The organism is Paraburkholderia sp. RAU2J, from assembly GCF_003634845.1.
GTDB lineage: Bacteria > Pseudomonadota > Gammaproteobacteria > Burkholderiales > Burkholderiaceae > Paraburkholderia > Paraburkholderia fynbosensis.
Map to the genome: position 1 here is coordinate 83,746 of NZ_RBXG01000002.1, position 24,760 is coordinate 108,505.

Here is a 24,760-nt window from a genome sequence, read left to right on the forward strand (position 1 = left end):
TCATGCAAAACCAACTTTTCATCGACGGGCGCTTCGTTGACGCCCTAGACGGCGGCACCATTGAAGTGCTCAATCCGCACGACGGTTCGCTTGTCACGAAAATTGCCGCGGCGACTGCGGCGGACGTGGACCTGGCAGTCGAAGCGGCAACCCGCGCGTTCCCGAAATGGTCGGCCATGCCGGCAGCCGAACGTGGCCGCCTGTTGCTGAGCCTTGCTGACGCTATTGAGGCGAATGCAGAAGAGTTGGCGCAGCTCGAATCGTTGGACACTGGCCACCCGATTCGCGATTCGCGCTCGCTAGACGTTCCGCGCACGGCAGCCTGCTTCCGCTACTTCGGCGGCATGGCGGACAAGCTTCAGGGCTCCGTTATTCCCGTTGAAACTGGTTTTTTGAACTACGTGCAGCGTGGCCCCATCGGCGTTGTGGGCCAGATTGTTCCTTGGAACTTTCCGCTCATGTTCACGAGCTGGAAGATGGGCCCCGCACTTGCCGCAGGCAACACAGTAGTATTGAAACCGTCTGAAATCACGCCGCTCTCAACCCTGCGCATCGTGGAACTTATGGCCGAGGTCGGCTTCCCTGCGGGCGTCGTGAATATTGTCCCGGGCTATGGCCACACGGCCGGTCAGCGGCTCGCCGAACACCCCGGCGTTGGAAAGATTGCGTTCACGGGCTCAACGGCGACGGGCCGACGAATTGTCGAAGCCTCGCAAACCAACCTGAAGCGTGTTCAACTGGAGTTGGGCGGCAAGGGTGCGAACATCGTATTCGAAGATGCCAGCCTTGATGCTGCCATCAACGGCGCAGCCTGGGCTATCTTTCATAACCAGGGACAAGCCTGTATCGCGGGCTCGCGTCTCGTTCTGCACGAACGTATCGCAGATGAGTTCCTCGAGCGATTCATATCGTTGGCATCTTCCGTCCGTGTCGGCAATCCGCTCGATGCCAATACAGAGATGGGTCCGCTGACGTCGAAACAGCACCTGGACCGCGTGCTCGCCTTCGTCGACGTGGCTCGCGAACAAGGCGGCCGTGTTCTCGCCGGCGGAAGCGCTCCGCAAGACCCTACGCTCGCGAATGGTTACTATGTCCGCCCTACGGTCATCGAGGCTAAGAGTGCGTCCGACCGTGTCGCTCAGGAAGAAGTTTTCGGCCCATTCGTCACGGTGTTGCGCTTCGGTAGCGATGAGGAAGCGCTGTCCATCGCGAACTTAACAGAATATGGCTTGGGCAGCGGTCTCTGGACAAACGACCTCTCCCGTGCCCACAAGATGGCGTCGCAAATCAATGCTGGTATGTGCTGGATAAACTGCTACAAGCGCGTCAATCCCGGCAGCCCGTTCGGCGGCGTAGGCAAGTCGGGCTACGGTCGCGAGATGGGGTTCGAGGCGATGCACGACTACACGGAAGCGCGGTCCGTGTGGGTCAACGTCGACGGTAACGTGCCGCCACACTTCAAGCGCTGAGGTCTTCATGGAGCGCTTTGTCTACCAAGGGACCCCTTCCCGGGTTGTTTTTGAATGGGACGCGCTCGCAAAGCTGCCGGATGAGCTGACAAGGCTCGGTGCCCGCCGCGCGCTGATTCTGTCGACACCTGAGCAGCGCCTTCTCGCTGACCGGGTTAAGGAAGTGCTGGGCGAGCGCGCGGCCGGTGTCTGCCCCCAGGCGGTCATGCATGTACCGGTCGAGGTGGCGCGCGCGGCTCGCGAGACGGCCAGTGAGCTCCGCGCTGACTGTTGCATCGCGATTGGTGGTGGCTCAACTATCGGGTTGGGCAAGGCAATCGCACTCGAGTCCTCGCTGCCCATCCTCGCGGTGCCTACGACTTACGCGGGCTCGGAAATGACGCCGATTTTTGGCCTGACGGAAGGTCGGCTGAAGCGCACCGGGCGCGACGCACGGGTACTGCCCCGTACCGTGCTCTATGACCCGTCTTTGACGTTGTCGCTGCCGCCGGGCATCTCTGCGGCTTCTGGCATCAACGCGATGGCGCACGCCGTGGAAGCGCTCTATGCCGAAGATACGAACCCCGTCATCAGCTTGATGGCAGAGGAATCCATTCGTGCGCTCGGCGAAGCACTGCCCGTTGTGGTTCGCGCACCGGAGGACCGCTTGATGCGCAGCCGGGCGTTGTACGGTGCCTGGCTTGCGGGGACGTGCCTCGGTGCAGTCGGGATGGCATTGCACCACAAGCTCTGTCACACCCTCGGGGGCACTTTTAACCTGCCGCACGCTCAGACGCACGCTGCAATGTTGCCTCATACCGCGCATTACAACCATGCCGCTGCGCCCGAGGCGCTGCGCCGCGTCGCGCGGGCGTTGGGCGGGACTGAAGCGGCTGAAGCAGGTCCGCTGCTGTTCAAGCTGAACGCGCAGCTCGGTATCTCGCCAGCGCTCTCAGAAATCGGGATGCTGCAGGACGGCCTCGATGAAGCTGCTGAAATCGCATGCAAGAAGCCATATGCGAACCCGCGTCCGATAGAGCGCGCGGCGATTCGCGAGTTGCTTCAGGACGCGTGGGAAGGGCGGCCCCCGCGCTGAGTTACCGAAAGCGAGAATGGAGACAGACGTGACCCATAATGAACATCAGGATAGCGGTGCCATGCTCACAGAGCAGGTCGTGGCCAGTTTCGAGAACACTCCAAATCCGCGCTTGCGCGCATTGATGCAGAGCCTCGTGCGGCACCTTCACGCGTTTGTGCACGAGACGGAGCCGACCGAAGCCGAGTGGATGGCGGCAATTCGATTCCTGACGGAGACCGGAAAGATGTGCGATGACGTCGTTCGCCAGGAGTTCATCCTTCTGTCCGACACGCTCGGCGTATCGATGCTGGTAGACGCAATCAACCATCGATACGAGACAGGGGCGACCGAGACGACCGTGTTCGGGCCGTTCTACATCAAGGGAATGCCGGAGCGAGCCTTTGGCGAGAATATGGCACACACTCCCGGAGCACCAGTCGTCGTGTGTGGCCGCGTCCTTACCATCGATGGTGCTCCAATAACGGACGCCGTGCTCGACGTGTGGCAGACGGCGGAGAACGGCATGTATTCCGGGCAAGACACGCAACAGCCCCACGGTAACCTGCGTGGCCGTTACCGGACCGACGCGGAAGGCCGGTACGCAATCACGACGATACTGCCAGTCAGCTACCCCATCCCAACTGATGGGCCCGTGGGCAAGATGCTCGACGCTACTGGGCGCCATCCTTGGCGTCCCGCGCATCTGCACTTCATGATTGACGCGCCCGGCTACCGCACTCTTGTCACCCATCTTTTCGACAAGCACGACCCGTATCTGAAGTCGGACGCAGTCTTCGGCGTAAAGCCATCGCTCATGGTCCAGTATCGTCAGCGGGCCGGGAATGACCAATTCGCGCGTCAGTTCAAACTGAACGGCCCATACCGCGAAGCGACGTATGACTTCATCCTCGACAGGAGCTAATTGAAATGGCTCGATTCTTCGCGGTCTTTGCTACCGACCAGCCTGGTATGCGCGATGTACGCGACCGTGTGCGTCCAAGTCATCGGAATTACCTGCGGACCGCCGCGCAGCACGGTGTCTATGTGCGACTCGGCGGCCCGACGCTGGAACCGCTGTGCGACGCAATGAACGGGACGCTCCTCGTCGTTGAGGCGGACGACATCAATGCCGTTATGCAATTCGTAGGGAACGACCCATATATGAAGGAAGGCCTTTTTTCGCGAGTGGAAGTGCGGCCGTGGGACTGGAGCTTAGGGAACCCAGAGCGAAGAGTGTGAGTCATGAGTGCGAGACAACTTTGCCGCTTCTCAGACGTCCCTGACGGCGGTGCGCGAGTAATCGACGAAGCATGCATCGGTCGCCCCGTCATTGTGGTACGGCGCGGTGAACAAGTGTGGGCGTATGTCAATCGATGCCCACACTTTTCGGTCCCACTCGATTTTGTACCGGGCAGCGTATCGTGTTACCGGTCCCAGGTCTTAATGTGTGCTCATCACAGCGCGCTGTTCAGATTTAATGATGGATTCTGTATCGAGGGACCATGCGCGGGGGCGACGTTAGAAGGCGTGCCTGTCGAGGTGGATTCATCCGCATGGGTCGTCTCTTTGGGCCCTCAATATCAACGTTAGCGAGTTGAGCCGTGCTGACCCGCTCTGGGCGTGTTTTCGGGCAGGGCGCTTGGATTCAGCAGGAAGCCAATAGGGTTTAAGCGCAACAGTCGCCTTGTGCGCGGGTATGACGCCCTTATCAAAGCCAAAGACATTAGTATAACTATATATATGCCAAATTGCTGTATCGGCATTGTAGGAAATCGGGTCGAGCAGGCGGAGTGCCACCAATAAACGAATCGCGCAGACAGACACCACGCGGGTGGCTGGCTCGCATTTTAATAATAAGACGGAGACAAAATGAAACTGCGGTTTGGAACGATTGCCATTCTCGCCGTGGCTGAAAGCGCATCGGCGCAAGCAGCGTGACGATGTTCGGTCTTATGGACGCCGGGGTCACGTATGTCAGCAATTCGGGCGGAGGAAGGAACGTCAAATTTGACGACGGGATATTCACCCCCAACCTCTTTGCTTTAGTGGCGTGGAGGACCTTGGTGGAGATTACCGCGCCAAGTTCGCGCTCGTGAACAGTTCTCCATGGCCAATGGGGGAACCATCGGCTCCGGTATCTTTGGGCGCACCGGATACGTCGGCTTGGAAAGCGACCGACTTGCCAGCCTTACTCTAGGGAATCAGTACGATTTCATGGTGGATTCTCTTTTTTGCCGAGGAAAACGAGATTTTGAACAAGCTTTGAGTCAATGCTGCCCTGCGTTCTGAAGCAACCAAACCCACTGAATTTCTGGCTCCGCAAGAATGCGCACAAAAACCGCGCGGCACCGAGCGCCGGCGTAGTGCTCTTCCGCTCGCACATTCTCGCCGGCACCGGAGCCGTTGAGGGTGAGGTCCCGGCGCGGAGACTCGATGGCCGCCGTCCCGTCAAGGCCAGCGCCCCGGGCGCATGGCTGAATCCAAAGTTCCATCGTCGGTTGCCGGTATTGCGAGCCGACATGGCTGTCAGCTGAGATTGCGCGAGGGGCGCTGCCGCGCGATTTGCCTACCTTAACATCGCGGAGCAAAGTCCTGACCCTGCGGCATCGGTGCTCAGAAAAAACTGCTCCAGCACGAAAGCGCGAATTCATCGGCCACGTTGAAATTCCAGCCGATTCCGTTGCGCCACCGTGGCGGCCCACTCCCTTCAAGCGATGTTCGCGGAACGCGTAGTCGCGAATGTTTCCTCGTCCCGTTGCCCCACGCCGAAACTGTTTGACTTCCTGAGCTCGCCCCGTACAATGGACTCATGTTGCAGCGCAGCATTTCACCTTCGGCCGTCTTGACGCGTGTCTGGTTTCACTCGTGGCCTCTTGCCGCCTCACCTTACGGAGCAGTGATGAGCACACTTACCCCTCAGCAGTTGATTGCCGCCCAGCAAGCCAACCTGGATGCATTTTTTGGCGTGACGAACAAGGCATTTGCAGGCTTCGAAAAGCTGGTCGCGTTGAATTTGCAGGTCAGTAAGGCGGCTCTTTCCGAGACCCAGGAAATCGTGACCAAAGCCATTTCGGCCGGCAACCCGGGCGCGCTGCTCGCATTGCAAGCAAGCCTCAGCCAGGCTGCTGTGGAAAAGTTGGTCGCGTACGGCCGCAGCGTTCACGAAATCGTGTCCGAAGTTCAAAGCGAAATTTCAGCCGCTGCGACAGCGCAGGGCGAGCAATTGCAGCGAGATACCCAAGGGTTCGTCGAAAGCCTCAAAAAGAACGCGCCTGCTGGAAGCGAATCAGCTATAGCTGCGTGGAACTCGGTCTTCTCTGCGGCGAACGCGACCTACGAATCGGCAAACAAAGCCGCAAAGCAGTTCGTCGCTACGGTGTCCACCGTCCAGTAAGACCGCTGTTCTCCCCTAGCGCTTGTAGGTCGGCAAATGCGAACTTCGGTTCGCATTTGTCCTTCCGGCATTGGATGTACCGGGAAGCGACGAATGTCGACCGTGACTCGATGTGTTTGAAGCGTTGACGCGCCACGAATGGCGATGCCGGCTCGCGACGGCTGACAGCGCTGCCGCTTCTTGCTATCAAGACACGTCGACCTTTCGACGAAGATGCGCCGGCATATGCGGCGACCGGACAAAGCGTTGCGCCCAAACAGGGCATCAACCCAAGGAATGAATTAACGGACAGACAGCATGGACGACCGATTTGATAGACGAGAACTGTTGCTCCACCTTGGCGACATTCTCGACGCTTTGAACTGTTTAACCAGGACGAGTGAACCAGGCGCCCCTGTGACGCAGGTCGTGCAGACAAATGATGCTTTGCAGACCTTTGAGTTCCTCTGGGCGCTAGCCCCAAAGATGAAGGTGTCAGAGTTTGGCGCACGGGTCGCCAGTGCGTTCTCCCAGTGGCCACGGGAGCTGCTTGAGACGAAGCTCAACCGGGATGTGCTAGCCTCAACCGTTCAGCACAACCTCTTTGACGATAACCCCAACGGCTGGAACGTGTACGTCGCTCACATTCAAAAGAAAGTGCCTTGGTTCGGAATCGGGTTTCCCGCAGTGAAAGGGAACGTGTTGACAGAGCCGGCGGACGGTGCCGCAGATAAGACAACACAGGCCGAGCCGAATGACCCAGTTGTGTCACCCGTGAAGCCGGCCTTACGTAACGAGAAAAGGGGCTGGCCCTGGCCAGAGCCGAGGTCGACGTCCTGAGGCGGGCCATTCGGGGCACTCACCATCCAGGTTAAAGCGCCAATGGCATTCCGTCATTTGTCGTAGTGGGAGTGATACACCGAGCAGGCTGTTGAGCAGTCGTCACGCAGCCATCTTGTGTTCGTAGTACGGCCGGTCCCTGTCGTCCAGTATCGCATATAGGCTCGCAAGGTCCGATGCATTCGGGCTGAGCCACGCGTCAATGTTCTCAGGCTTGATGGGAATAATGCATCGGTCATGGCCGGCTGCGGCGACCTCCGCTGGGGGCTCGTCGGTAATAGCGGCGAATGAGAGCAAGTCTGGCTCACCTGGCGCAGACCAGCGTGACCACAGGCAAGCTACCAGCATCTCGTGAGCAGGGTTGGGACGAAACTCCAGAACGACGTTCTCATCCTGCTCCCCTTCGGCGAGCACGCGACCTTCCATTTTGGCCCGGCTAACATTCTCATAAAACGCGTTGACCACGAGAATACCGTGCGAGTAGCCAAAGAGCGGCTTCCAGAATCCTTCGAGATTGTCACGCCTCGCGTTGTAGCCCCCTTGGTATTTGACGTCGTGTGACGCGGGCTTGCGCGCAATGCGACACTGGTAGCGCATCGGCCTGATGACGCGCTGCCCATTTTCCATAACCATCAGGGGAGCGTAATGACCCGGAAAAATGCGCGAGTCGCGCGGCTTCGGCTCGGTTCGCCGAATGTCGTCGAGCCAACCGAGAGTCTGTTCAATTTTGTTCGCTGCAATGCGCTTGCTTTCGGTCGCTGCTTTTGTGACCTTGCTCTCGAGCGAACGCTCTGCGTCAGCCAGTCGCTTGCGCTGTGCAAAGAGGTCTTGTTGGAGTTTTGATGTCTGTTCTGCTTCGAACCTGTCGATAAGGGCCTTGATGGCGCCTTCGGCGTCAGTTTGCGGCTCAGCAAACGCATCTTCCATCGCCTTGGGCACCTTTGCCTTGCTGATGCCCTCTGCGCGCTCAAAAAATAGACGCGCAAACTCGTGGATATCCATCAGAGCGCCGAAAGTACGCACAAACTTGCGGTAGTCTGCTTGAATCTGAGCCGAGTAGCACATGGGTGCCTCCGTTTACTGCTCCCATAATACGCACTCTCCGGAACAAGGCGGGCATAACGAATTTCGGGTTCCGAGACATGTCCGCGTGAACTTTTGGATAGCATTGAGCTGCCACATACCATGTGGCGACTCGGGCACTTGGGTATGGCTAGCGTGCTACTGGTAGACGACGACGCGGAAACGCTGGCAGCGTGGGGTGCAATCTGCGCCGCCGACGGATTTGAGGTAAGAATCGCGAGCGACGGCCAGTCGGCATTGGCGATGTTCACCGAAATCCCTGTCGATATAGTGGTCGCGGATTGGCGCATGCCTGGCGTGTCCGGAAGTGAACTGTGCCATCGTTTGCGCACGCTCCCGGCGCTACCCGACGTTGCTTTTATACTGGTTTCCGGCGAACCCAGTCCACCGGCCTTCATCAGTTACGACGGCTTCCTTCGCAAACCCGTGGACGGACCGGTGTTGCTGGCCACAATGCGACGGCTGCTGGCGGACCACGTAACCCATCGCGAGCAACAGCGCGGCAAGACATCGTAGTCGAAAAGCCGCCTCTTGTGCTGACGAGGGAAATCGAAATATGGCTGTTGAAAGGAAATGCCGATTCCAAAGGCACGTTGGCAAGTCCGCAAAAATTTCTGCTCGCAGCAATCAGGCCGCCGAGCAGATGAGACATATCGACAAGGCGCTGTGCGACCAGATGTCGAACCTCTCCCTGGCACTGCCATGTCCCATACACGGCAAGCAACGACGCCCCAAGCGCTTCCTTCCTTTGCTTCTCTAACAAGCTCGGCCAGACGATGACGTTGACGTTGCCTGTCTCGTCCTCAAGCGTGACAAACATGACCCCCTTGGCAGTTCCGGGGCGTTGACGCACCGTCACGAGCCCGCAGCCCCGTGCCAACCGCCCGTCGCGATAGGTACGCAGCGTTGACGCGGCATCAGCCGGTTTGCGAGCAGTTGCGGCCGAAGCAGTTCGAGCGGGTGCCGTCCTAACGTCAATCCGACAGACCTATAGTCTGCGGCGATGTCGTTCGCTTCCGACGGTGCGCCCAATTCGGGCGTCTCGTCCTGAACCGCTGAACGACGAGCTCGGCGTTGCTGAAACGCCGCAATGCCTTTGCTACCACGCACAAGTGTCGCTGCACACAGGTACTCGTCCTACCGGACAGTGGCGCAGCTGCAAGGACGCTCCTATGTCCAACAGGCGCGATGTGTCGAGGCGTCGGTGTCCCATGAATTCGCGGCTGCGTATTCGAAGGTCGCCCCACGTTTTCCACGTCCCCGACGGTCCCCGCGCTGAAGAGCGAGAGTTCCGCGAATAGATACATCCGATTGACCAAGGCCTTGCCAAACCGGTTTAACCCCAGCCAACCGTCTTCACAGTTTTACCGCCTTTGTGCGGTAAGCCTCTTATCAGCGCTTTAATACGGTTGTCGTCGTATTCACTATTTAGGATGGCGTGGTCGCATATGACGCGCTCAGCCGGTTGCCGCGTGGTGGCACATCGAATATCGCTCGCCCATGCTCCGGTCGAACCAAACGCTGCCAGTGATAGCAGCAACGCCACATATTGTCTCAGATGCACCGGTTCTCCCTGAACGTGTTTGCCTGGATTAAACTGCGGTCGCTTTTGCGCGGACCCCGAGGTGTACCTGATGGACTCAGGGACACTTGGCGCTTCGGCTACGTCAGCCGTGTCGGTTCGGCCGCGAAAGCGGTCTGCCCTAAGCCTCTCTGCCGTGGCCAGTGGGAGCGGGCACGATAATGAATCCACCTAGCTCGTCGCCGTACGCAACGACTCTCCCTTCAAGTAGGAAGCTTGCGGTCAAGGCGCATAGCGCCGCATCCACTTCGTCGATAGACCTCAGCGACGTTGCATCAATTCCCGCTTTTTCAAGAATTTCTCGGCGCTGAGTTCGCTTTTGCTTCGCAGATGCGACTGCATTCCTAATAAGAGCGCAAGTTATGGCGTGGGGAAACGTCTCAAAGCACACCCGGTCCCCGATTTCTCCCCCATTCTTGAAAAGAGGAAAGTGTGGCGAGAATGCATAATAGACACGCTCGCCGTTGAACATCCACCCGTAGAATCCGCTTTTACTGGCCATGGCCAGTTCACGAGTCGGAGTGGCAAACGAAAAGATTCGTTGCTGTGCAAGCGCCTTTTCTGCTTGCCTTGCGGCCTCACGATTTCGCCACTGACAGGGTGCATCAATGCCCACCGCGGCTACCTCAAATTGGAGGCACTTTTCGAGCATATGCTCGGGCGTCTCCTTGCAGAGGTTGCAGACAATCTGGGTGCCGCGCAGGATGACGAGATGATTTCCCTTCCGGTCTCCGCCGATATCGATTCCAGCTACAGCTCGTCCCGACTTCATCACGCAATTGCCCCTCAAATAAATCACAGCGTTCGCAGGGAGGAGGAACGCAATAGACGAGTGCATTTTCGTCGTCGAACGGCATAGGTGGCAACACGCCGGCGCTCAATCCGACCGGCGCGGCTCCACGAGCTGAGTCGGGCTCCCGGCCCGATTGGCCAGTCGGACACGATATGCGGCAGAAAAGAAAGGGCGTCGGGACGACGGCTTCCTGCAACTATGGGAAGAGCCTTAGAGAGGGCCAGGTCAGGCCGGCGCCTGCCCCGGTGCGCTGTCAAGAATCCGAAGCTTGTCGCCGATATCGGGAATATTGTGACCGCCCGCGCGCAACTCGTTGACAAGCCGATGCGCGGTTGCACGACATTGCGCAAACGTCTCATGCAGTCGTGGTTCGGCCTGCAGGCCGGTCACCACCTTTTCCAGTTCAGACGGGGACTCGCTCAACAGGGCAGGAACGACCTCGTCTGGCGGTATCAGAGACCCGTGACTGAGAAGCTGTGCGGTCCAGTCGCATCCGTACAGAAGCGCGCGTCGCTCGGTCCTTTGCGCTTCTTGCTGCTCAAGGGCGGCAAGGCTGTGCCGGTTCTTGTGAATCGAAGCTCGCCAGGTCGTGAGGATGTCGGTGCGCAGGCTTCCAATGGCGTCGCCGAGTGGTGCATTCTGCCCGCCAGCCACGAGGCGACGTTCATCGAGTCTGTCGACCTGGTCACGATATCCTTCGAGGAAGGACTGCCAGTTCAACGGCAGTTCATTCGTCTGGGAGAACGAGCGGCTCACCTCGTTAAGCTCGTTCCTGACATCCTCAAGGGCTTGCGCGTCGGCAAGACGGGCCTCATAGACCTCGTGAGCCGTCACCATCTGGCGATGCAGGGGAAACAGCGGATTGCTGTAGCGTCGTTGCAGGTGTCGCTCGGTAGCGCCTGGATGAGCGCTCCATTTCCAGTTGGGCAGTGATTTTGCATCGAAGTCGACTGCGACTATCATCGGTCGGAACACCGCAAGCGCCTCCCCGGTTGCATGGCGAAAACAGTCTGCCAGCTTGTACTCGTTGCCTTGCAGATTGGCACCCTCGTTACCGGCATAAGGAGATTCGGGGGCGAGTCGGAGGAAGCCTGCGGCCAGGAAGAACTCCATCGGAAGTTCCACGGACAGGCCCTCCTGCCGGAAGGTGCGCTGTTCAGAGGAAATTGCCTCGACAGAATGCGCCAGGCGGTTTTCGAGCTCGAGGAGCGCATCAATATTGTCGCCCGACGACGGCTGCGCTGCCTCGGCGAGCAGGCAGAACGACTCGCGTACCATACGTGCCGCTATAGTGCCGTGCTTCCCGGCAAACAGCCAGAACCAGAGGGCAAGCTGATATCCCCGGACTCCGTTACGTACGAGCGGTTCGACATCTTGCGTGAATGTGATGCCAGGCGCGGCCCAGCCTGCGAAGGGTGCGGCGTCGCTGCCCAGGTAGATGCCCAGAAGCTGCTGTATCGACTGATGCGTATCGCTGGGCCAGATTTGCGTCTCATCGTGCCGCTTCTCGGTTTTTCAGAGCTTCCAGGCCATCCTGAACCTCGCAAAGGTGTGCGGTGTGCGCTTGCAAATACTTGCACACTCGGCCGGGGCCGTAAACCGGCGGCTGACTTGTTCTTCCGAGGTAGCTTCAATGGGGCCGGGGCGTGAGCAAGGTTTGAAGTCGAAACGGGCGCGCGATGTCACCTGGTGCGCCAGCGATTGATGAACGGCCGACAAAAGCAAGGTTTTTTCGGCCCGCTCCGGCCCCAAGCTAGGGCAAGCGCGTTGGCTTGAGGATGGTGTTGACCAGGTCGCCTATAGCCTTTTTTACCTGTTCCGCAGCCTTGTCGTCGTAGCCGAAAGTTACCCGGCGCTGGACGCAGGGCGGCGTAGAAAAAGGGCTGATTGCTCTTAACGTTTATCAATTGTCTCTTGTCGTGTTTGCCATGGAATATGCGAACGGGTCCCTGCCACGCTTTATTCGCGCGACGTAATTGCTGAGCGTCACACCCGGCCGCGAAGAGACCCACTTCGCGATGACCTTCGGATTCGGACGCGTCCGGCCATATGCGCTCCGTTCCCTCTATTCCAGCGCTGAAGTAAGCTCATGAGTGCGCGCCGCATCGTGGCGTCGCAACGAAACAGGAGCATGTCATGAAGCCCTTCCCGGCAACGGCGCGCGCCGGTAGCGCCGTTGCACTGCTTGCGCTGTCCGGCTGCTACTACGTCGGCCCCGGCTACTATCCATACGGCTACTATCCCGCCGTTCCTGCTATCGCTACCCAGCACGAAGTCCCTGCTCAAGGTTACGGCTTGCCGAACGGCGCCGACGCCCAGAACATCCCGCCCGCGTCGCCGGGTGAACCCTCATATGTCGCTCCGGCGCCCATGTACGTCGCGCCCGCCTACTACCCTGCGTACTATCCCCCCTACCCGTGGTATGGCTGGCCCGGCTGGTGGGGGCCGTCGGTGTCGTTCAGCTTCGGCTACTGGGGCGGTGGACATGGCTACTCGGGCGGTCATGGCGGGCACGGGGGAGGCCATGGCCATTGAACCGCCGAGTTTCGGCAATCGCGCGGCAATCACCGGCTTATGGCGAGCCTGGGAGCAAGCAGACGGACCGCCGACACTGTCTTTCACGATGCTCACGGTAAATGCTGATGAGCATCCTCTCATGCGCCGGTTTCACAAACCGGGCGACGAAAAACGCGGCGTTGTCATTATTCGGGCCGACGCCTATTCGGACTGGCTCTCGTAAAAATGCACCGACGAGGGTCCGAAGCTTTTTCATCTGTATCCAGCGAAAGCGCTGCATGCAGCACCGTTCCCTTTCCCGCCCACGGCGTCGAAGATAAAACACGCGGAGGACGGGCAACCGTCACTGCTGGAATGAGTTGCGACCGTCATGTGGTCAAGCTTTCCAGCGCGTGATTATCAATGTCCGCGTATCCGTCGGTCGACGAGAAGGCCGTGGCCTGATTGATAGCAAAACGGGAGTTGGCTGCAAAGTTATCGGCAGCCGCGAAATCTACTACGGCATCTGCCGAAACAACCGATTACCCGAATCGCGGAAAGGAATATGGCTTAAGCCGTTGCGCTATAAGGACGCGTCATCGCCCGAGGGCACGAGCGAGACACGTTTGTCCAGCGCCATACCGTTAGCTGCGCTGTCTCCGTGTCCCGGGCACGCCCGTCGTGCGAAGCGCGCCGCCGTTCGGCAAACGCCAGCGCTTTCGCGCCATTGTTGCCGCGGTCTCCCGTCAACAATCTCGAGTGTCGCGTGCCTCACGCCACATGCTCCAGACGCGAGGTCCATTCCGCAGCTCAGAAGTACTCAGTACCTTAAATCCGTACGCCGAGTAAAACGGCAGATTGCTGGGCTCAGCAGTTTCGAGATAGGCACCTGTGCCCTCTTCGTCGCACATGCGGAGTCCCGTCTTGAGCAGGGCGCTCCCAAGGCCCGTGCGTTGCCTGTATGGTTCAACTCCCAGGACACCGAGATACCAGAGCCTTCGGCCAGGAGGATGCATCTTCTCAAAGATGACCCAACACATGCAGTGCCCTGGGGAGTGCCGTCAAACCGGTAGCCATCGCCATGCGTGGCAGTAAACGTAGATGTGCGGCCAGCGACAGCGGGTAGCGACCGGGAGGTAACCAAAGTGCTGCAGCGCGGTGCTCATTGTTGGTGACAACAATACCGCGACGCAAGAATACGCGAAGGTAGAGTCGGTAGACAGCTACCAGCCTTCATTGGCGAACCATGTTGTCCGGGAACACGTGCAGCGCGAGTGGGTCACGTATAAAAGCCCTGGCCAGCATACCCGCCAGACTTTCTCTGTCCGGTGAGCCGGGATTTCGAAGCGTCTGCATTACGAGGCCGACGTTTTTCAAGAGATAGACCTGATGCTACCACCGGTCTACAAAGTAGCTGTCGGCATGCCCTGCGACTACAATTCCGTTAGCCGAAGCGCACCGCGAGTGGTCGCGTCAGCCTTCCCAATCAAGGAGGATTTTATGAACAAGATACTGGATGATGACGGACTCAACCTTCTGTTCCGCGAAGCTCGCACACTTAACACGTGGCTGAACCAACCCGTCGCCGATGAAACACTGCGGCGACTGTACAACCTGATGAAGTGGGCGCCCACGAGCGCCAACTGCAACCCCGCAAGAATCGTCTTCCTTCGCACAACGGAAGCCAAGGAAAGGCTGGTACCAACGCTCTCCCCTGGTAACGTGGACAAGGTAAGGAACGCTCCCGTGACCGCCATCATCGCCTACGACCTGAAGTTCTATGAAAAACTCCCCACGCTTTTTCCACACAACCCCGGCATGCGCGACCACTTCGCCAGCACGCCGGACCTGGTCGACACAACTGCGAGGCGCAACTCGTCTCTGCAAGGGGCCTATCTGATTCTCGCCGCTCGCGCATTGGGCCTTGATTGTGGACCGATGTCCGGATTTGACAATGCCAAGGTCGACGAGGAGTTTTTTGGGGCCGGAGAGAGCGACCAGGACACTGACGAAGAGTTCTTCCCGGAGGGCCACCTCAAATCGAATTTCCTGTGCAACCTGGGGTACGGTGATGCTTCCGCGCTCCACCCACGCGGGCCGCGCCTTGATTTCGACCAGGCGTGCACGCTTTTGTGACCTGGTCCCTCTTCAGCGCGCTCGGTGAGCCGCCCGACTCGCAGAAATCGTTCACGAAATTGCAGAGTCCGCCGACAATCCGAGGGCCTCGTGTCGCAGATAACACAGTCGTTTAACGTCACCGCTATCTCTGGAGCGGACGCGGCAGTGCTGAGTGCGACGGCTGCGCGGAGGGCTTCGGACACAAGTTCTGACCAATTGTTGATGAGCCGGCAAAGTGAAAATGCATTGCGTCGACACCTAAGGTCTCGCCGCAATCCTCGTTGCATGATGCGCCCGGGCTTCAAGGGCGCATCAACTCACGTCGGCATCGACAAGGTCACTTCGCAAGCATGCCGCGGGTTCGGCTAAGGAGCGACTCTTTGGATTGCAGTAGGCTTCCGCGTAGTCGAGTTGCAATGATTGAAGGCGGAGCGACAGCGGCGCAAGGCTCGCAACGAGCCTCTTCGTTGTCGCTTTGCGCCGACCACTCAACGTTCCCGGACGCTATCCCGCGTCGCTGGTGTCCTGCCGCACCACGCTCCTGACCGCGAGACTGACCTGGCAGCTTAAACAGGATGCCTGCAGCGACACCCTTTTCAGTAAGTCTTCTTCATTCCGCTGCTGTCAGAGGCGGGCGCGTTCATGCCCCCCTTCTTCTGCGTTTTCGGCTTCATCTGTTTCTGCGACATCTCCCCCGAATTACCCATGGTGTTTGCGCCGGACGCGCCGGATGGTGACGCGGTAGCGCCGTTTGCATTCGGCGTTCCCATTCCGGTGCCACCTTGGCCTGCACCGGCGCCCCTCCACCACTTGTTCCCGCACCCTGCGCGTAGACGGCGCCGGACAGATTCAACATTAACGCCGAAGCAAGCAGGATTCCTTTCGTCGCAACTCGCATGATGGACTCCTCCGTATGCAGAGCGACCGGCTGCGACCCGGTCGGTGCAGTCCGTCGTCCTGGTTCGAATTACGCCGTTACATGCCGCCCGTCGTGTCTCCTCTATACATCGGAGGCGCGCTTCAGATTGCCTCTCGGCCTTTCGACGTTTTTTGATTTCGTTGAGGGCTGACGCTTGGCCTTTGCTGGAGTCGAAATTAACGTCGATACCGGTGCCGTGAGCATTCCGACCATGGAATCGACGAAGTTCCCGAAGGGGTCAACCTTGTGCCAGACCGATTCTGAGTTCGCCTCTGAGTCGACGTATGCCTCGTACGCTGTCAAGAATCCAGTGAGCGACCAGAAAAAGAAGATGACTCGCTGTGCGATGACGTCGTCCGGCAGGTCTTTGAGGAACCGTCGGATATAGAGAATTGCGCGGTCGTATTCCTTGTATTGCATCTCGCGCGTCAGCGAACGAACCATTTGACTTCGCGTCTGAACTGCCATCGCGAGGAATCGAGCGGTATGGGATACGCTGCCGTCGAGCGGCTCGGAGAGTGGCCAGGTCACAAGCGCCTCGACGACTTCGCGCAAGGCCGTAGGACCACCTCGGTCCTCGATGGCCTTGAGCCGCATTCCCCAGATTTCGTTGGCCTGACCCATCGCGTCGACTATGACCTGACGAATCAGCTCCTCTTTCGAGCGAAAGTAGTAATTCAGCGAGCCTGGGTTCTTAAGTTCTGCTGCCGCAACAATGTCACGGACCGTCACGGCTTCAACACCAAGTCGCGCGAAGAGCCGCACAGCAGCAAGTTTGATTCGGTCACTGGTTTCCATCAAGCCAATCTGTTTAACAAGGTTATGGGCCACAGGCACCGCGGAACAAGCAACGTAGTAAGTAAATAGGGCGGACCCTCGCGGTCCATCTGCCAGGCGTCTATGCGCCGCGCCTGAGTCGGTTGCAGGATTCTACTGCACTGCACTGAGCCCCCGAAACAAGAGAGTGAGCGGTTTCGCATCGCCGTGCAAATAGGGGTTTATAGGAACACGTGTTTTAGTCATTTGTTCTTGACGCTTGTTTTAACGATGCCTATATTGACCTACAGCAGGAGCAATGATGAAAACAGCCCCAACATGAAGACACGGATGAAAAACCATGATTTCTTTCGAACTTACTGAAGAGCAGACAATCGCGCAGTCGACTGCTCGCGAGTTCGCGGCCGAGGTGCTCGCGCCGAAAGCTCGCCAGGCGGACGATGCTGCGCAGTTCGCGCCTGAAACCCTGAAGCAGGTGTGGTCGCTCGGCGTCGTGCAATCGCGTCTGGAATCGGATGACGAAGAGGGTGGCGCGCTGATGGGCGCACTTATCCTTGAAGAACTGGCGCGCGGCGATGCATCTGCTGCCGCGGCCGTTGCTTCGTCGCTTGGCTTCGCGGCGGCCATCCGTGAGTTCGGTTCGCCTGAACAGGTCGAGCGTTTTCGTTCGCTGTTCGGTGACGACAGGTTCCATGCGGCGAGCGTCCTGCTCGTCGAACCGACCCCAGCTTTCGACCGTACCAAGCTGCGTATGAAAGCCGAGAAGGCGACCGATGGCTACGTGCTCACTGGCGTCAAGAGCTTCGTGCCATTCGCCGAGACCAGCCAGCACTTCCTCGTCATCGCGTTGCTGCGTGGTCAAGAAGAGGCTTTCATCATTGATGCTGGTTGTGCCGGGCTCGAGGTGAAGAAGCGCCATGCGACGCTGGGATTGCGCGGGTTGGCCGCGGGCGAAATCGCTTTCAACAACGTGTGGATTCCCGAGAGCAACCGGCTGCAAGGAGCTGCCGGCGATATCGTGAATCGCCTTGTCGATTCATCCCGGGCGTCACTCTCCGCAATCCTGACCGGCGTTAGCGGCTCGGTGCTGGACTACGTCATTTCCTACACGAAAGAGCGCGTTGCTCACGGTTCGGAACTTGCCAAGAAGCAGGTCATCGCGTTCCGAATCGCGGAGATGCACATGAAGCTCGAATGCATGCGGTGGATGTACTGGCGGGCGGCATCGACCCTTGACCGTCGGAATCCTGCCACGCGCTTCTCGTGCCTTTCGCAAATCTACGCGAACAAGCACGCGATGTGGGTTGCCGACGAGGGCCTTCAGATGCTCGGGGGACACGGGTTTACGAGAGATTTTCCGCTGGAGATGTGGTATCGCAATGTCAGGACTCTCTCGGTCCTGGACGGCATGGTCGGTATCTAGGCGCAAAACAGCAACGTATACGGATGGTCGAGATGATTGACTTTGAATTGTCAGACGGCGACAAAATGCTCGTCAACGAGGCGAGGGAACAGGCGCTGCTCGCTCGCAACTATGCGCGGTACTATGACCACAACGAGAACGAGGTTCCGCCGCGCGAACTGAAGGAAGCGGCCGGCCGCCCCGACCCGTTCATGCAGCGCCTCGAAATGGGTGAGCAGATTAGTGGCAAGGCGATTGTCGAAGCGCTCCTCCACATGGAGTTTTTCCGCGGCGACGTGGTGCCGCTGCGCGTGCCGCAAATCAGTCTCGGAAATTATGTGCTCGAGAGCGTCGGCTCCCCTGAACAGCTCGAGCGCTGGGGCAAAGCGCGGATTGCCATCGGCATCACAGAACCCGGTGCAGGTTCGGACCCCGCACGCGTGACGACGAATGCGGTCTACGACGCGGAGCGAGACGAGTGGGTCATCAACGGCGAGAAAATTTTCATCACCTACGCCGAGGACGCTGACGCAGTCATGCTGTTCGCGCGGGCCAAGGATGCGACCGGAGATTTGGGTCTGACGACCTTCCTGGTCGAGAAGGGCACGCCTGGCTTTACGGTCGGCCCGCAGGTCAAGAAAATGGGCATTCGTGCTGAAGACACGGCAGGCCTGGTTTTTCAGGATTGTCGCCTTCCGGCGTTCAATCATGTGAAGGCCAACTTCAAGACCGTCTTCGAGGTCTTCAACTTTTCCCGCCCCATCGTCGCCGCTTTCGGCTTGGGCACCTCCCGTGCATTGCTGGACTTCACGATGGAAAAGCTCGCCGAGGTCGGCGTCACGCCAGACTATCGCAGCGGCATTGGGAACCAATCCGCTCTTGTAGAGCGTCTGCTGGACCTCGAGGCGGAGTACGAGGCTGCATGGCTTAGCGTAGTGCGCGCAAAATGGCTTGAGGACAAAACGGGCGGCGTGAAGGTTGAAGCGTCGACCGCTAAGGCGATGGGCGGCATGGCCGCGCGCAACATCACCCAGGGTTGCCTCAAGCTGCTCGGGAATTGCTCGCTGACCGAAGCCGACCTGGCGGAGAAGTGGTTCCGCGATGCTCGCATCTCCGACATCTACGAAGGACCGGGTGAAGTACAACGCCTCATCATCGCTCGTCACCTGCTGGGGTACGGCCAGAAGGACCTGCGTTAAGCATTTGCCTTCCTCGCGCCGACGGCGCGCGACCCCCTCGCAGAAAACAATGATGAGGCTGAGGAGACAGTAAATGAGTGGTATTCCACTTGATGAGCATCTGCTCCTTTCGAGCGTGCTCTCCTATGCATCACGATGCCACGGCGATACCGAGGTCGTAGCTCGGGAGATATCTGGCGAAATTCGTCGCGAGACGTATGCTGAAGCTGAGCTGCGCTCACGCCGTTTGGCGTCGGCATTGGTGGCGCGTGGTTTCGGACCTGAGTCCCGACTGGCAGCGCTTGCATGGAACACGATTCGGTATTTCGAATTGTTCTACGCAGTTCCGGGGACGGGTGCCGCCCTGCACACGGTCAATCCGCGACTCTTTGCGCCGCAGGTCGAATACATCATCAACGACGCAAACGACACCGTGCTGTTTTTTGACAGCGAGACGCTTGCGCTCGTGGAGGAAATCGCGCCACGACTGAGAAGCGTGCAGGTCTACATCGCGATGGGGCAAAAGGGTGACGTACCCGACACGAAGCTGCCCAATGTGCTTTACTACGAAGACCTTGTCAACGAAGGGGACCAGACCTTTGGGTGGCCGGTTTTCGATGAACGCGCGCCGGCGGTGATTTGCTACACCTCGGGTACCACAGGCGACCCCAAGGGCGTCACCTACACCAATCGGTCGTTGCTGCTTTCCTCGCTCATTGGCACGTCAGCGAACATGCCCGGCGGCCCCAACGGTGAGCAGCAAGTTCTCCTGTCGCTCGCGCCGATGTTCCACGCGAATGCGTGGAATTTCCCCTTCATGGGCCCGCTGACGGGTTCGAAGGTGGTGTTTCCTGGCCGTGACATGCGGCCAGCGAGTCTCTACGAGCTTATCGAATCCGAACGCGTCACGCGTGTGGCCGGTGTGCCTTCAGTCTGGCAAATCCTTGTCGATTGGCTCGACCAGAACGACAAGCGATTCTTCACGCTACGTCACGCGTTCTCTGCGGGCTCACCTCTCCCAGCCAAGCTGCTAAGCGCACTCATGGTCCGCTATGGCCTGGACGTGTCCCAGTCATGGGGTATGACCGAAGTGCCGAATGCGAGTAGCGGGACACTCAAGCCAGGTCATGACAAATTGCCCGAGCAGGAAAAGATGGCCTATCGCACCAAGACGGGTCGAGAAATATTCGGCATGCACCTGCGCATTGTCGACGAACATGGTCGGGAGTTACCCCGCGATGGGAAGACGGCTGGGCATCTGCGCGTGAGTGGTTTGTGGGCGCCCCACACGTACATCAACCAACCCGAGCGCGCCGCATTGGATGCTGACGGTTGGCTGGTGACCGGCGACATCGCGACGATTGACCAATACGGTTATGTCCAAATCGTCGACCGCGCGAAGGACGTCATCAAGTCCGGTGGGGAATGGATTAGCTCCGCCGAGCTTGAGGCCGTGGCCATGCGCCATCCGGACGTTGAACGCGCAGCTGCAATCGCCGTGACCGATGAGCGTTGGGGCGAACGGCCGATGCTGCTAGTCGCTCTGCGTCCTGGCGCCATGCTGGAAGGCAAGGAGATTATCGAATTCATGCGTCCCCACATCGCACGTTGGTGGCTCCCGGAGACGGTGAAAATCGTCGAAGAGATTCCGACGACGGCCACGGGCAAGGTCAATAAGGTCGCACTAAGGAAGCAGTTTTTGTAACGGGAAGGCGGGGACAGACTTTCTGTCGTTTCCAATTAATTAGAATTCCGTAAGGAAATGAGATGAAGATATTGGTTGCCGTGAAGCGAGTTGTGGACTCGAACGTGAAGGTTATGGTGAAAACGGACCAGACCGGTGTCGAGCTGGGTAACGCGAAGATGTCGATGAATCCGTTCGACGAAATTGCCGTCGAAGAGGCTGTGCGCCTGAAGGAAGCGGGCGTAGCGACGGAAGTCATCGCCGTGTCGGCGGGCGTAACTCAATGTCAGGAAACGCTGCGTACGGCGCTGGCTATCGGCGCGGACCGCGCGGTTCTCATCGAGTCGAACCAAGACCTGCAGCCGCTCTCGGTCGCGAAGTTGCTCAAGGCGATGGTCGACAAGGAGCAGCCACAGTTGGTGATTCTGGGTAAACAGGCCATCGACGACGATTCGAACCAGACGGGTCAGATGCTCGCCGCCTTGGCAAATCTGCCGCAAGCCACCTTCGCTTCGAAGATTTGCATCTCCGATGGCAAGGTTACCGTCGCGCGTGAAGTCGACGGCGGAGCAGAAACCCTGTCGCTGAGGCTCCCCGGCGTGGTCACGACGGACCTGCGCCTGAACGAGCCGCGTTATGTGACGCTGCCGAACATCATGAAGGCGAAGAAGAAGCCGCTGGAGACCATCAAGCCCGAGGACCTTGGAGTCGACGTTACGCCGCGCTTGATGACTTTGAAGGTGGCAGAGCCGCCGAAGCGCGTCGCGGGGAGCAAGGTGGCGGACGTGAAGACGCTGGTCGAGAAGCTGAATACTGAAGCGAAGGTGCTGTAAGGAGCGAATGAAACATGACGAATCTCATAATCGCCGAACACGACAACGTGTCCATCAAGGCAGCGACCCTTAACGCCGTGGCGGCTGCGCAGAAGATTGGCGGCGACGTGCACGTGTTGGTCGCTGGCCACAATGCGCAGGCCGCTGCGGACGCGGCCGCCAAGCTTGCTGGCATCTCGAAGGTCCTTCTTGCCGACGCGCCGCAGCTCGAAGCGGGTCTCGCTGAAAACGTGGAAGCGACCGTGCTCTCCATCGCGGGCGCGTACTCGCACATCCTGGCGCCGGCGACGGCCGCGGGCAAGAACGTCGCGCCGCGTATCGCAGCAAAGCTCGATGTCGCGCAAATCAGCGAAATCACAGCCGTGCACAGCGCCGATACGTTCGAACGACCGATATATGCGGGCAACGCCATTGCGACGGTACAGTCTGCTGACCAGGTCAAGGTCATCACGGTGCGCATGACTGCATTCGATGCGGTCGCTTCAGAGGGCGGGGCCGCTCAGGTCGAGAAGATTGAGGCGGCCACCGATAGTGGCCTTTCGAAGTTTGTCAGCCGCGAAGTGACGAAGCTCGACCGTCCGGAACTCACGAGCGCGAGGACTATCGTCGCCGGCGGACGCGGCCTGGGCAGCGCAGAGAACTACACCAAGGTCCTCGAGCCTCTCGCGGACAAGCTCAACGCCGCCCTGGGCGCCTCGCGCGCGGCGGTCGATGCAGGTTACGTGCCGAACGATTACCAGGTAGGTCAGACCGGCAAGATTGTCGCGCCCCAACTGTACATTGCGGTGGGCATCTCGGGCGCAATCCAGCACCTTGCCGGTATGAAGGACTCGAAGGTCATCGTCGCAATCAACAAGGATGAGGAAGCTCCCATCTTTGCCGTCGCTGACTATGGTCTCGTGGGTGACCTGTTCACCGCAGTGCCAGAGATAGTCGCCGCAATTTCTGCCCGTTGACGGCAATGTCGAGGCCTGACCAATTCAGCCTCTCCCTACAGGTGCAACACAATTCCAATCGAATTCCCCCAAACCCGGGAAGGTCAAGAGATATGACGAGGCAGAAACGACAAGGTGAGGAAGAGCACGCATACCCGCATTGGTCTACCGACACGGTGCGTTGGTCCGACACGGACCAGCTTGGGCATGTCAATCACCTTGCAATCGGCGCTTATTTCGAGACAGGACGTTCACGATTCGTGTCGGAAATCGAGGAGAGAGGCCAAATCTTCGTCACAGCATCACTGACGATAGATTTTCTCCGGGAACTGCACTGGCCAGACCCGGTGACAGTCGGGACGGCGGTTCTTGACGTTGGGAAGACGTCATGCAAGCTGATACAGGGCCTTTTCTCGGATGGAATATGTGTCGCAGTCGCTGCCGTGATTCTGGTTCTGATTGACGGCGAAAGCCGGAATCCGGTTGAAATTCCGCGCCCGCAGCGTGCGCGAATGACCGAGCGCAGGCTTCGTTGACCGACCCTCTTTGGGAAATGGTAGATAGCGGGACACGGTGTTGGTCGCCGGAAGTGCTTAACCGATGTCGGATATCAACCCGAAACCCGGAGGCCCGAATTACGCGAACATGTAGATACGGAAGGTCACGGTATCGTGCTGAGAAAGTTCTCGCGGAGCTTCTTGGTTCGGTAGTTTTCAAACTGTCGTTCGAGCTGCAGTAATTGCCGGTCAGAGGGCCACTGCAATCCAGTAATCAAGACAATAACCTTAGGATAACGCATTAAAATCAACTGAGAATCCGAGTAATACGCTACCGCGTAGCTGGGGCTGTGCAATTTATACAACGGAGGAGACGATGTTCAATAACGCTCATAACAGGTGGTGGAGCGTAGCTGGCGGGACACTGGCCATGTTGCTGGGGTCGAGTACTATCGCGGCCTTTATGTTTGGCATCTTCGCTAAAGCGATAGGACAGGAATTTGGATGGTCGAGGACGTCCGTTGCGCTCGGTCTTACTGCCTATACCATCGGCAACGGATTTGGCATCGGTTTTATTGGAGCCGCAATAGACAAATGGGGCGCCCGATGGACGACCGGGGTAATGATTTCGCTTTTTGGACTGTCCATAGCCGCAGTGTCGCTCATTCCGCAAAGTTTCCCGATTTTTCTAGCCATCTTCGTAGTTATTGGGTTCTTCGGCTCGGCGGCTGTCATGGTTCCATACGCTGTCGCCGTCTGTGCCCAGTTCGACAAACAGCGCGGCTTGGCTCTCGGAATTATCAACTCCGGAAACGGCATTGGTGGCATGCTTGTTCCGGTTATTGCCGTTCCGTTGCTCGAGAAATTCGGCTGGCGAACCGGGTACGTGTCGTTTGGATTAATGGCGGCTCTCATTCCGGTGCTTTGCCTGCTTCTGCTGGTGCGCGTTCCGGAGGGATTTGAGGCCGAACGCAAGAGCAAAAGCGCAATCGACGGGAGTCGGTCTTTTCAGTTCCTTCGCAACCGGAACTTCTGGCTCCTCTTCACTGCAATCGGGCTTATCTCGTTCTCAACGTTCGGCGTGACGTCGCAGATTCTCCCAATTCTCACTGACCGGGGCTACGCTCCCGCGGTCGCAGGTGGGGTTCTCTCAACGGTCGGTTTGAGTTCCGTGTGTGCACGCCTTGGGACTGGCTTCTTCGTCGACCGCATCTTTGCTCCGTTCGTCACATCCGTAATTTTCGTTGCGGCCATGGTTGGCATCTGGTTGATAGTCCATGGCGGAGCGCTGCCAATCATCACGACTGGAGCAGTGCTACTGGGCATAGGACTGGGCGCCGAAGGCGATGTCATCACCTACCTCGTAAGCCGCTATTTCCCTATCCATTCGTTCGGGCGCGTGACCGGCTCCATATGGATGACTTTCGCATGGGGCGGGGCCGCTGGCACGTTGCTCATCAGCAAGAGCTACGACACGTTCAAATCGTATGACGGCGTGGTCCTCGTGCTCATGGGGCTCGTCGCTATAGGAATTGTCTGCGTGTTGAGTCTCGGTACCTACATCTTCCCTCCTACCCATGGGGCCAGGGCGCCAATCAATGCGGCACGCGAGCAAGCGGTGCCTCTGAATGGAGAGCGCCCATCGAGCGCGTCGCCGCGATGAAGAAGACGCTGCTGCCTGCTGCAGGCAGCAGCCCTCAATCACTTTCAAGAGACGTTATCGA

Annotated in this window: 23 protein-coding genes and 2 pseudogenes; 19 read left to right on the plus strand and 6 right to left on the minus strand. The window is 58.7% G+C overall.

The genetic code is table 11. The annotated features are described in order from the left end of the window. The first annotated feature begins 2 nt into the window (after positions 1-2). From B0G69_RS17830 to B0G69_RS17870, 8 genes and pseudogenes are all read left to right on the plus strand, one after another. Complete coding sequence (locus tag B0G69_RS17830) at positions 3-1,469, plus strand: aldehyde dehydrogenase family protein (protein WP_121319672.1); 1,467 nt, start codon at positions 3-5, stop codon at positions 1,467-1,469. Between the two features lie 7 nt (positions 1,470-1,476). Next, the gene (locus B0G69_RS17835; RefSeq protein WP_121319674.1) at positions 1,477-2,544 is read left to right on the plus strand and encodes a maleylacetate reductase; all 1,068 of its coding nucleotides are present in this window, start codon (positions 1,477-1,479) and stop codon (positions 2,542-2,544) included. 16 nt (positions 2,545-2,560) lie between these two features. Then, entirely contained in the window at positions 2,561-3,448 is an 888-nt protein-coding gene (locus tag B0G69_RS17840) for an intradiol ring-cleavage dioxygenase (protein WP_121319676.1), read from the plus strand. Positions 3,449-3,453: 5 nt separating this feature from the next. Then, positions 3,454-3,765 (plus strand): YciI family protein, encoded by a 312-nt coding sequence (locus B0G69_RS17845; RefSeq protein ID WP_121319678.1) that lies wholly within the window; start codon positions 3,454-3,456, stop codon positions 3,763-3,765. A gap of 3 nt (positions 3,766-3,768) precedes the next feature. Beyond that, complete coding sequence (locus B0G69_RS17850) at positions 3,769-4,116, plus strand: Rieske 2Fe-2S domain-containing protein (RefSeq protein WP_121319680.1); 348 nt, start codon at positions 3,769-3,771, stop codon at positions 4,114-4,116. Between the two features lie 279 nt (positions 4,117-4,395). Further along, a pseudogene (locus B0G69_RS42970) lies at positions 4,396-4,767 on the plus strand (porin); the annotation flags it as partial. A 658-nt stretch (positions 4,768-5,425) separates the two neighbouring features. Next, positions 5,426-5,920 carry a TIGR01841 family phasin gene (gene phaP, locus B0G69_RS17865; RefSeq protein ID WP_121319684.1) on the plus strand — a complete coding sequence of 165 codons (495 nt, stop codon included), beginning with the start codon at positions 5,426-5,428 and terminating at the stop codon, positions 5,918-5,920. 297 nt (positions 5,921-6,217) lie between these two features. After that, positions 6,218-6,739, plus strand: coding sequence for a hypothetical protein (locus B0G69_RS17870; RefSeq protein WP_121319686.1), 522 nt, complete (start codon positions 6,218-6,220; stop codon positions 6,737-6,739). Between the two features lie 102 nt (positions 6,740-6,841). On the opposite strand, the gene B0G69_RS17875 is transcribed toward B0G69_RS17870, so the two are convergent. Further along, positions 6,842-7,804, minus strand: coding sequence for an SOS response-associated peptidase family protein (locus B0G69_RS17875; RefSeq protein WP_121319688.1), 963 nt, complete (start codon positions 7,802-7,804; stop codon positions 6,842-6,844). A 144-nt stretch (positions 7,805-7,948) separates the two neighbouring features. On the opposite strand from B0G69_RS17875, the gene B0G69_RS17880 reads away from it, so the two are divergent. Continuing rightward, positions 7,949-8,338, plus strand: coding sequence for a response regulator (locus B0G69_RS17880; RefSeq protein ID WP_121323758.1), 390 nt, complete (start codon positions 7,949-7,951; stop codon positions 8,336-8,338). 88 nt (positions 8,339-8,426) lie between these two features. Here B0G69_RS17880 and B0G69_RS17885 read toward each other — a convergent pair. The 3 genes and pseudogenes from B0G69_RS17885 to B0G69_RS17900 all read right to left on the minus strand — a co-directional run. Continuing rightward, positions 8,427-8,881, minus strand: a pseudogene (locus B0G69_RS17885) (OB-fold nucleic acid binding domain-containing protein); the annotation flags it as partial. A gap of 644 nt (positions 8,882-9,525) precedes the next feature. After that, positions 9,526-10,176: a DUF429 domain-containing protein gene (locus B0G69_RS17895; RefSeq protein ID WP_121323759.1), complete on the minus strand. Its 651-nt coding sequence runs from the start codon at positions 10,174-10,176 to the stop codon at positions 9,526-9,528. 246 nt (positions 10,177-10,422) lie between these two features. Then, positions 10,423-11,475: a tryptophan leader peptide gene (locus tag B0G69_RS17900; protein ID WP_241991383.1), complete on the minus strand. Its 1,053-nt coding sequence runs from the start codon at positions 11,473-11,475 to the stop codon at positions 10,423-10,425. Positions 11,476-12,333: 858 nt separating this feature from the next. On the opposite strand from B0G69_RS17900, the gene B0G69_RS17905 reads away from it, so the two are divergent. The 3 genes from B0G69_RS17905 to B0G69_RS17920 all read left to right on the plus strand — a co-directional run bounded on the left by B0G69_RS17905 (position 12,334) and on the right by B0G69_RS17920 (position 14,829). After that, complete coding sequence (locus B0G69_RS17905; RefSeq protein WP_121319692.1) at positions 12,334-12,732, plus strand: hypothetical protein; 399 nt, start codon at positions 12,334-12,336, stop codon at positions 12,730-12,732. After that, a complete protein-coding gene (locus B0G69_RS42975; RefSeq protein WP_347232482.1) occupies positions 12,722-12,937 on the plus strand; it encodes an SOS response-associated peptidase family protein in 216 nt (71 codons plus the stop codon). The genes B0G69_RS17905 and B0G69_RS42975 overlap by 11 nt, the downstream gene beginning before the upstream one ends. A 1,256-nt stretch (positions 12,938-14,193) precedes the next feature. After that, positions 14,194-14,829, plus strand: a complete 636-nt coding sequence (locus B0G69_RS17920; protein ID WP_121319696.1) for a malonic semialdehyde reductase — start codon at positions 14,194-14,196, stop codon at positions 14,827-14,829. 578 nt (positions 14,830-15,407) lie between these two features. Here B0G69_RS17920 and B0G69_RS41855 read toward each other — a convergent pair. Continuing rightward, complete coding sequence (locus B0G69_RS41855) at positions 15,408-15,581, minus strand: hypothetical protein (RefSeq protein ID WP_241991384.1); 174 nt, start codon at positions 15,579-15,581, stop codon at positions 15,408-15,410. Positions 15,582-15,811: 230 nt separating this feature from the next. Then, a complete protein-coding gene (locus tag B0G69_RS17930; RefSeq protein WP_147440736.1) occupies positions 15,812-16,528 on the minus strand; it encodes a TetR/AcrR family transcriptional regulator in 717 nt (238 codons plus the stop codon). A 319-nt stretch (positions 16,529-16,847) separates the two neighbouring features. Between B0G69_RS17930 and B0G69_RS17935 the strand changes: the two genes are divergently transcribed. From B0G69_RS17935 to B0G69_RS17965, 7 genes are all read left to right on the plus strand, one after another. Next, the gene (locus B0G69_RS17935) at positions 16,848-17,930 is read left to right on the plus strand and encodes an acyl-CoA dehydrogenase (RefSeq protein WP_121319700.1); all 1,083 of its coding nucleotides are present in this window, start codon (positions 16,848-16,850) and stop codon (positions 17,928-17,930) included. A 32-nt stretch (positions 17,931-17,962) separates the two neighbouring features. Beyond that, complete coding sequence (locus B0G69_RS17940) at positions 17,963-19,108, plus strand: acyl-CoA dehydrogenase (RefSeq protein WP_158608943.1); 1,146 nt, start codon at positions 17,963-17,965, stop codon at positions 19,106-19,108. A 73-nt stretch (positions 19,109-19,181) separates the two neighbouring features. Further along, the gene (locus B0G69_RS17945) at positions 19,182-20,792 is read left to right on the plus strand and encodes a long-chain fatty acid--CoA ligase (protein WP_121319704.1); all 1,611 of its coding nucleotides are present in this window, start codon (positions 19,182-19,184) and stop codon (positions 20,790-20,792) included. Positions 20,793-20,854: 62 nt separating this feature from the next. After that, positions 20,855-21,604 (plus strand): electron transfer flavoprotein subunit beta/FixA family protein, encoded by a 750-nt coding sequence (locus B0G69_RS17950; protein ID WP_121319706.1) that lies wholly within the window; start codon positions 20,855-20,857, stop codon positions 21,602-21,604. A 14-nt stretch (positions 21,605-21,618) separates the two neighbouring features. Further along, on the plus strand, positions 21,619-22,560 hold the full coding sequence (locus B0G69_RS17955) for an FAD-binding protein (protein ID WP_121319708.1): 942 nt from the start codon (positions 21,619-21,621) through the stop codon (positions 22,558-22,560). A gap of 92 nt (positions 22,561-22,652) precedes the next feature. Continuing rightward, positions 22,653-23,075, plus strand: a complete 423-nt coding sequence (locus B0G69_RS17960) for a thioesterase family protein (RefSeq protein ID WP_158608944.1) — start codon at positions 22,653-22,655, stop codon at positions 23,073-23,075. A 337-nt stretch (positions 23,076-23,412) separates the two neighbouring features. Continuing rightward, positions 23,413-24,699, plus strand: a complete 1,287-nt coding sequence (locus B0G69_RS17965; protein ID WP_121319712.1) for an MFS transporter — start codon at positions 23,413-23,415, stop codon at positions 24,697-24,699. Positions 24,700-24,760: the final 61 nt, after the last annotated feature.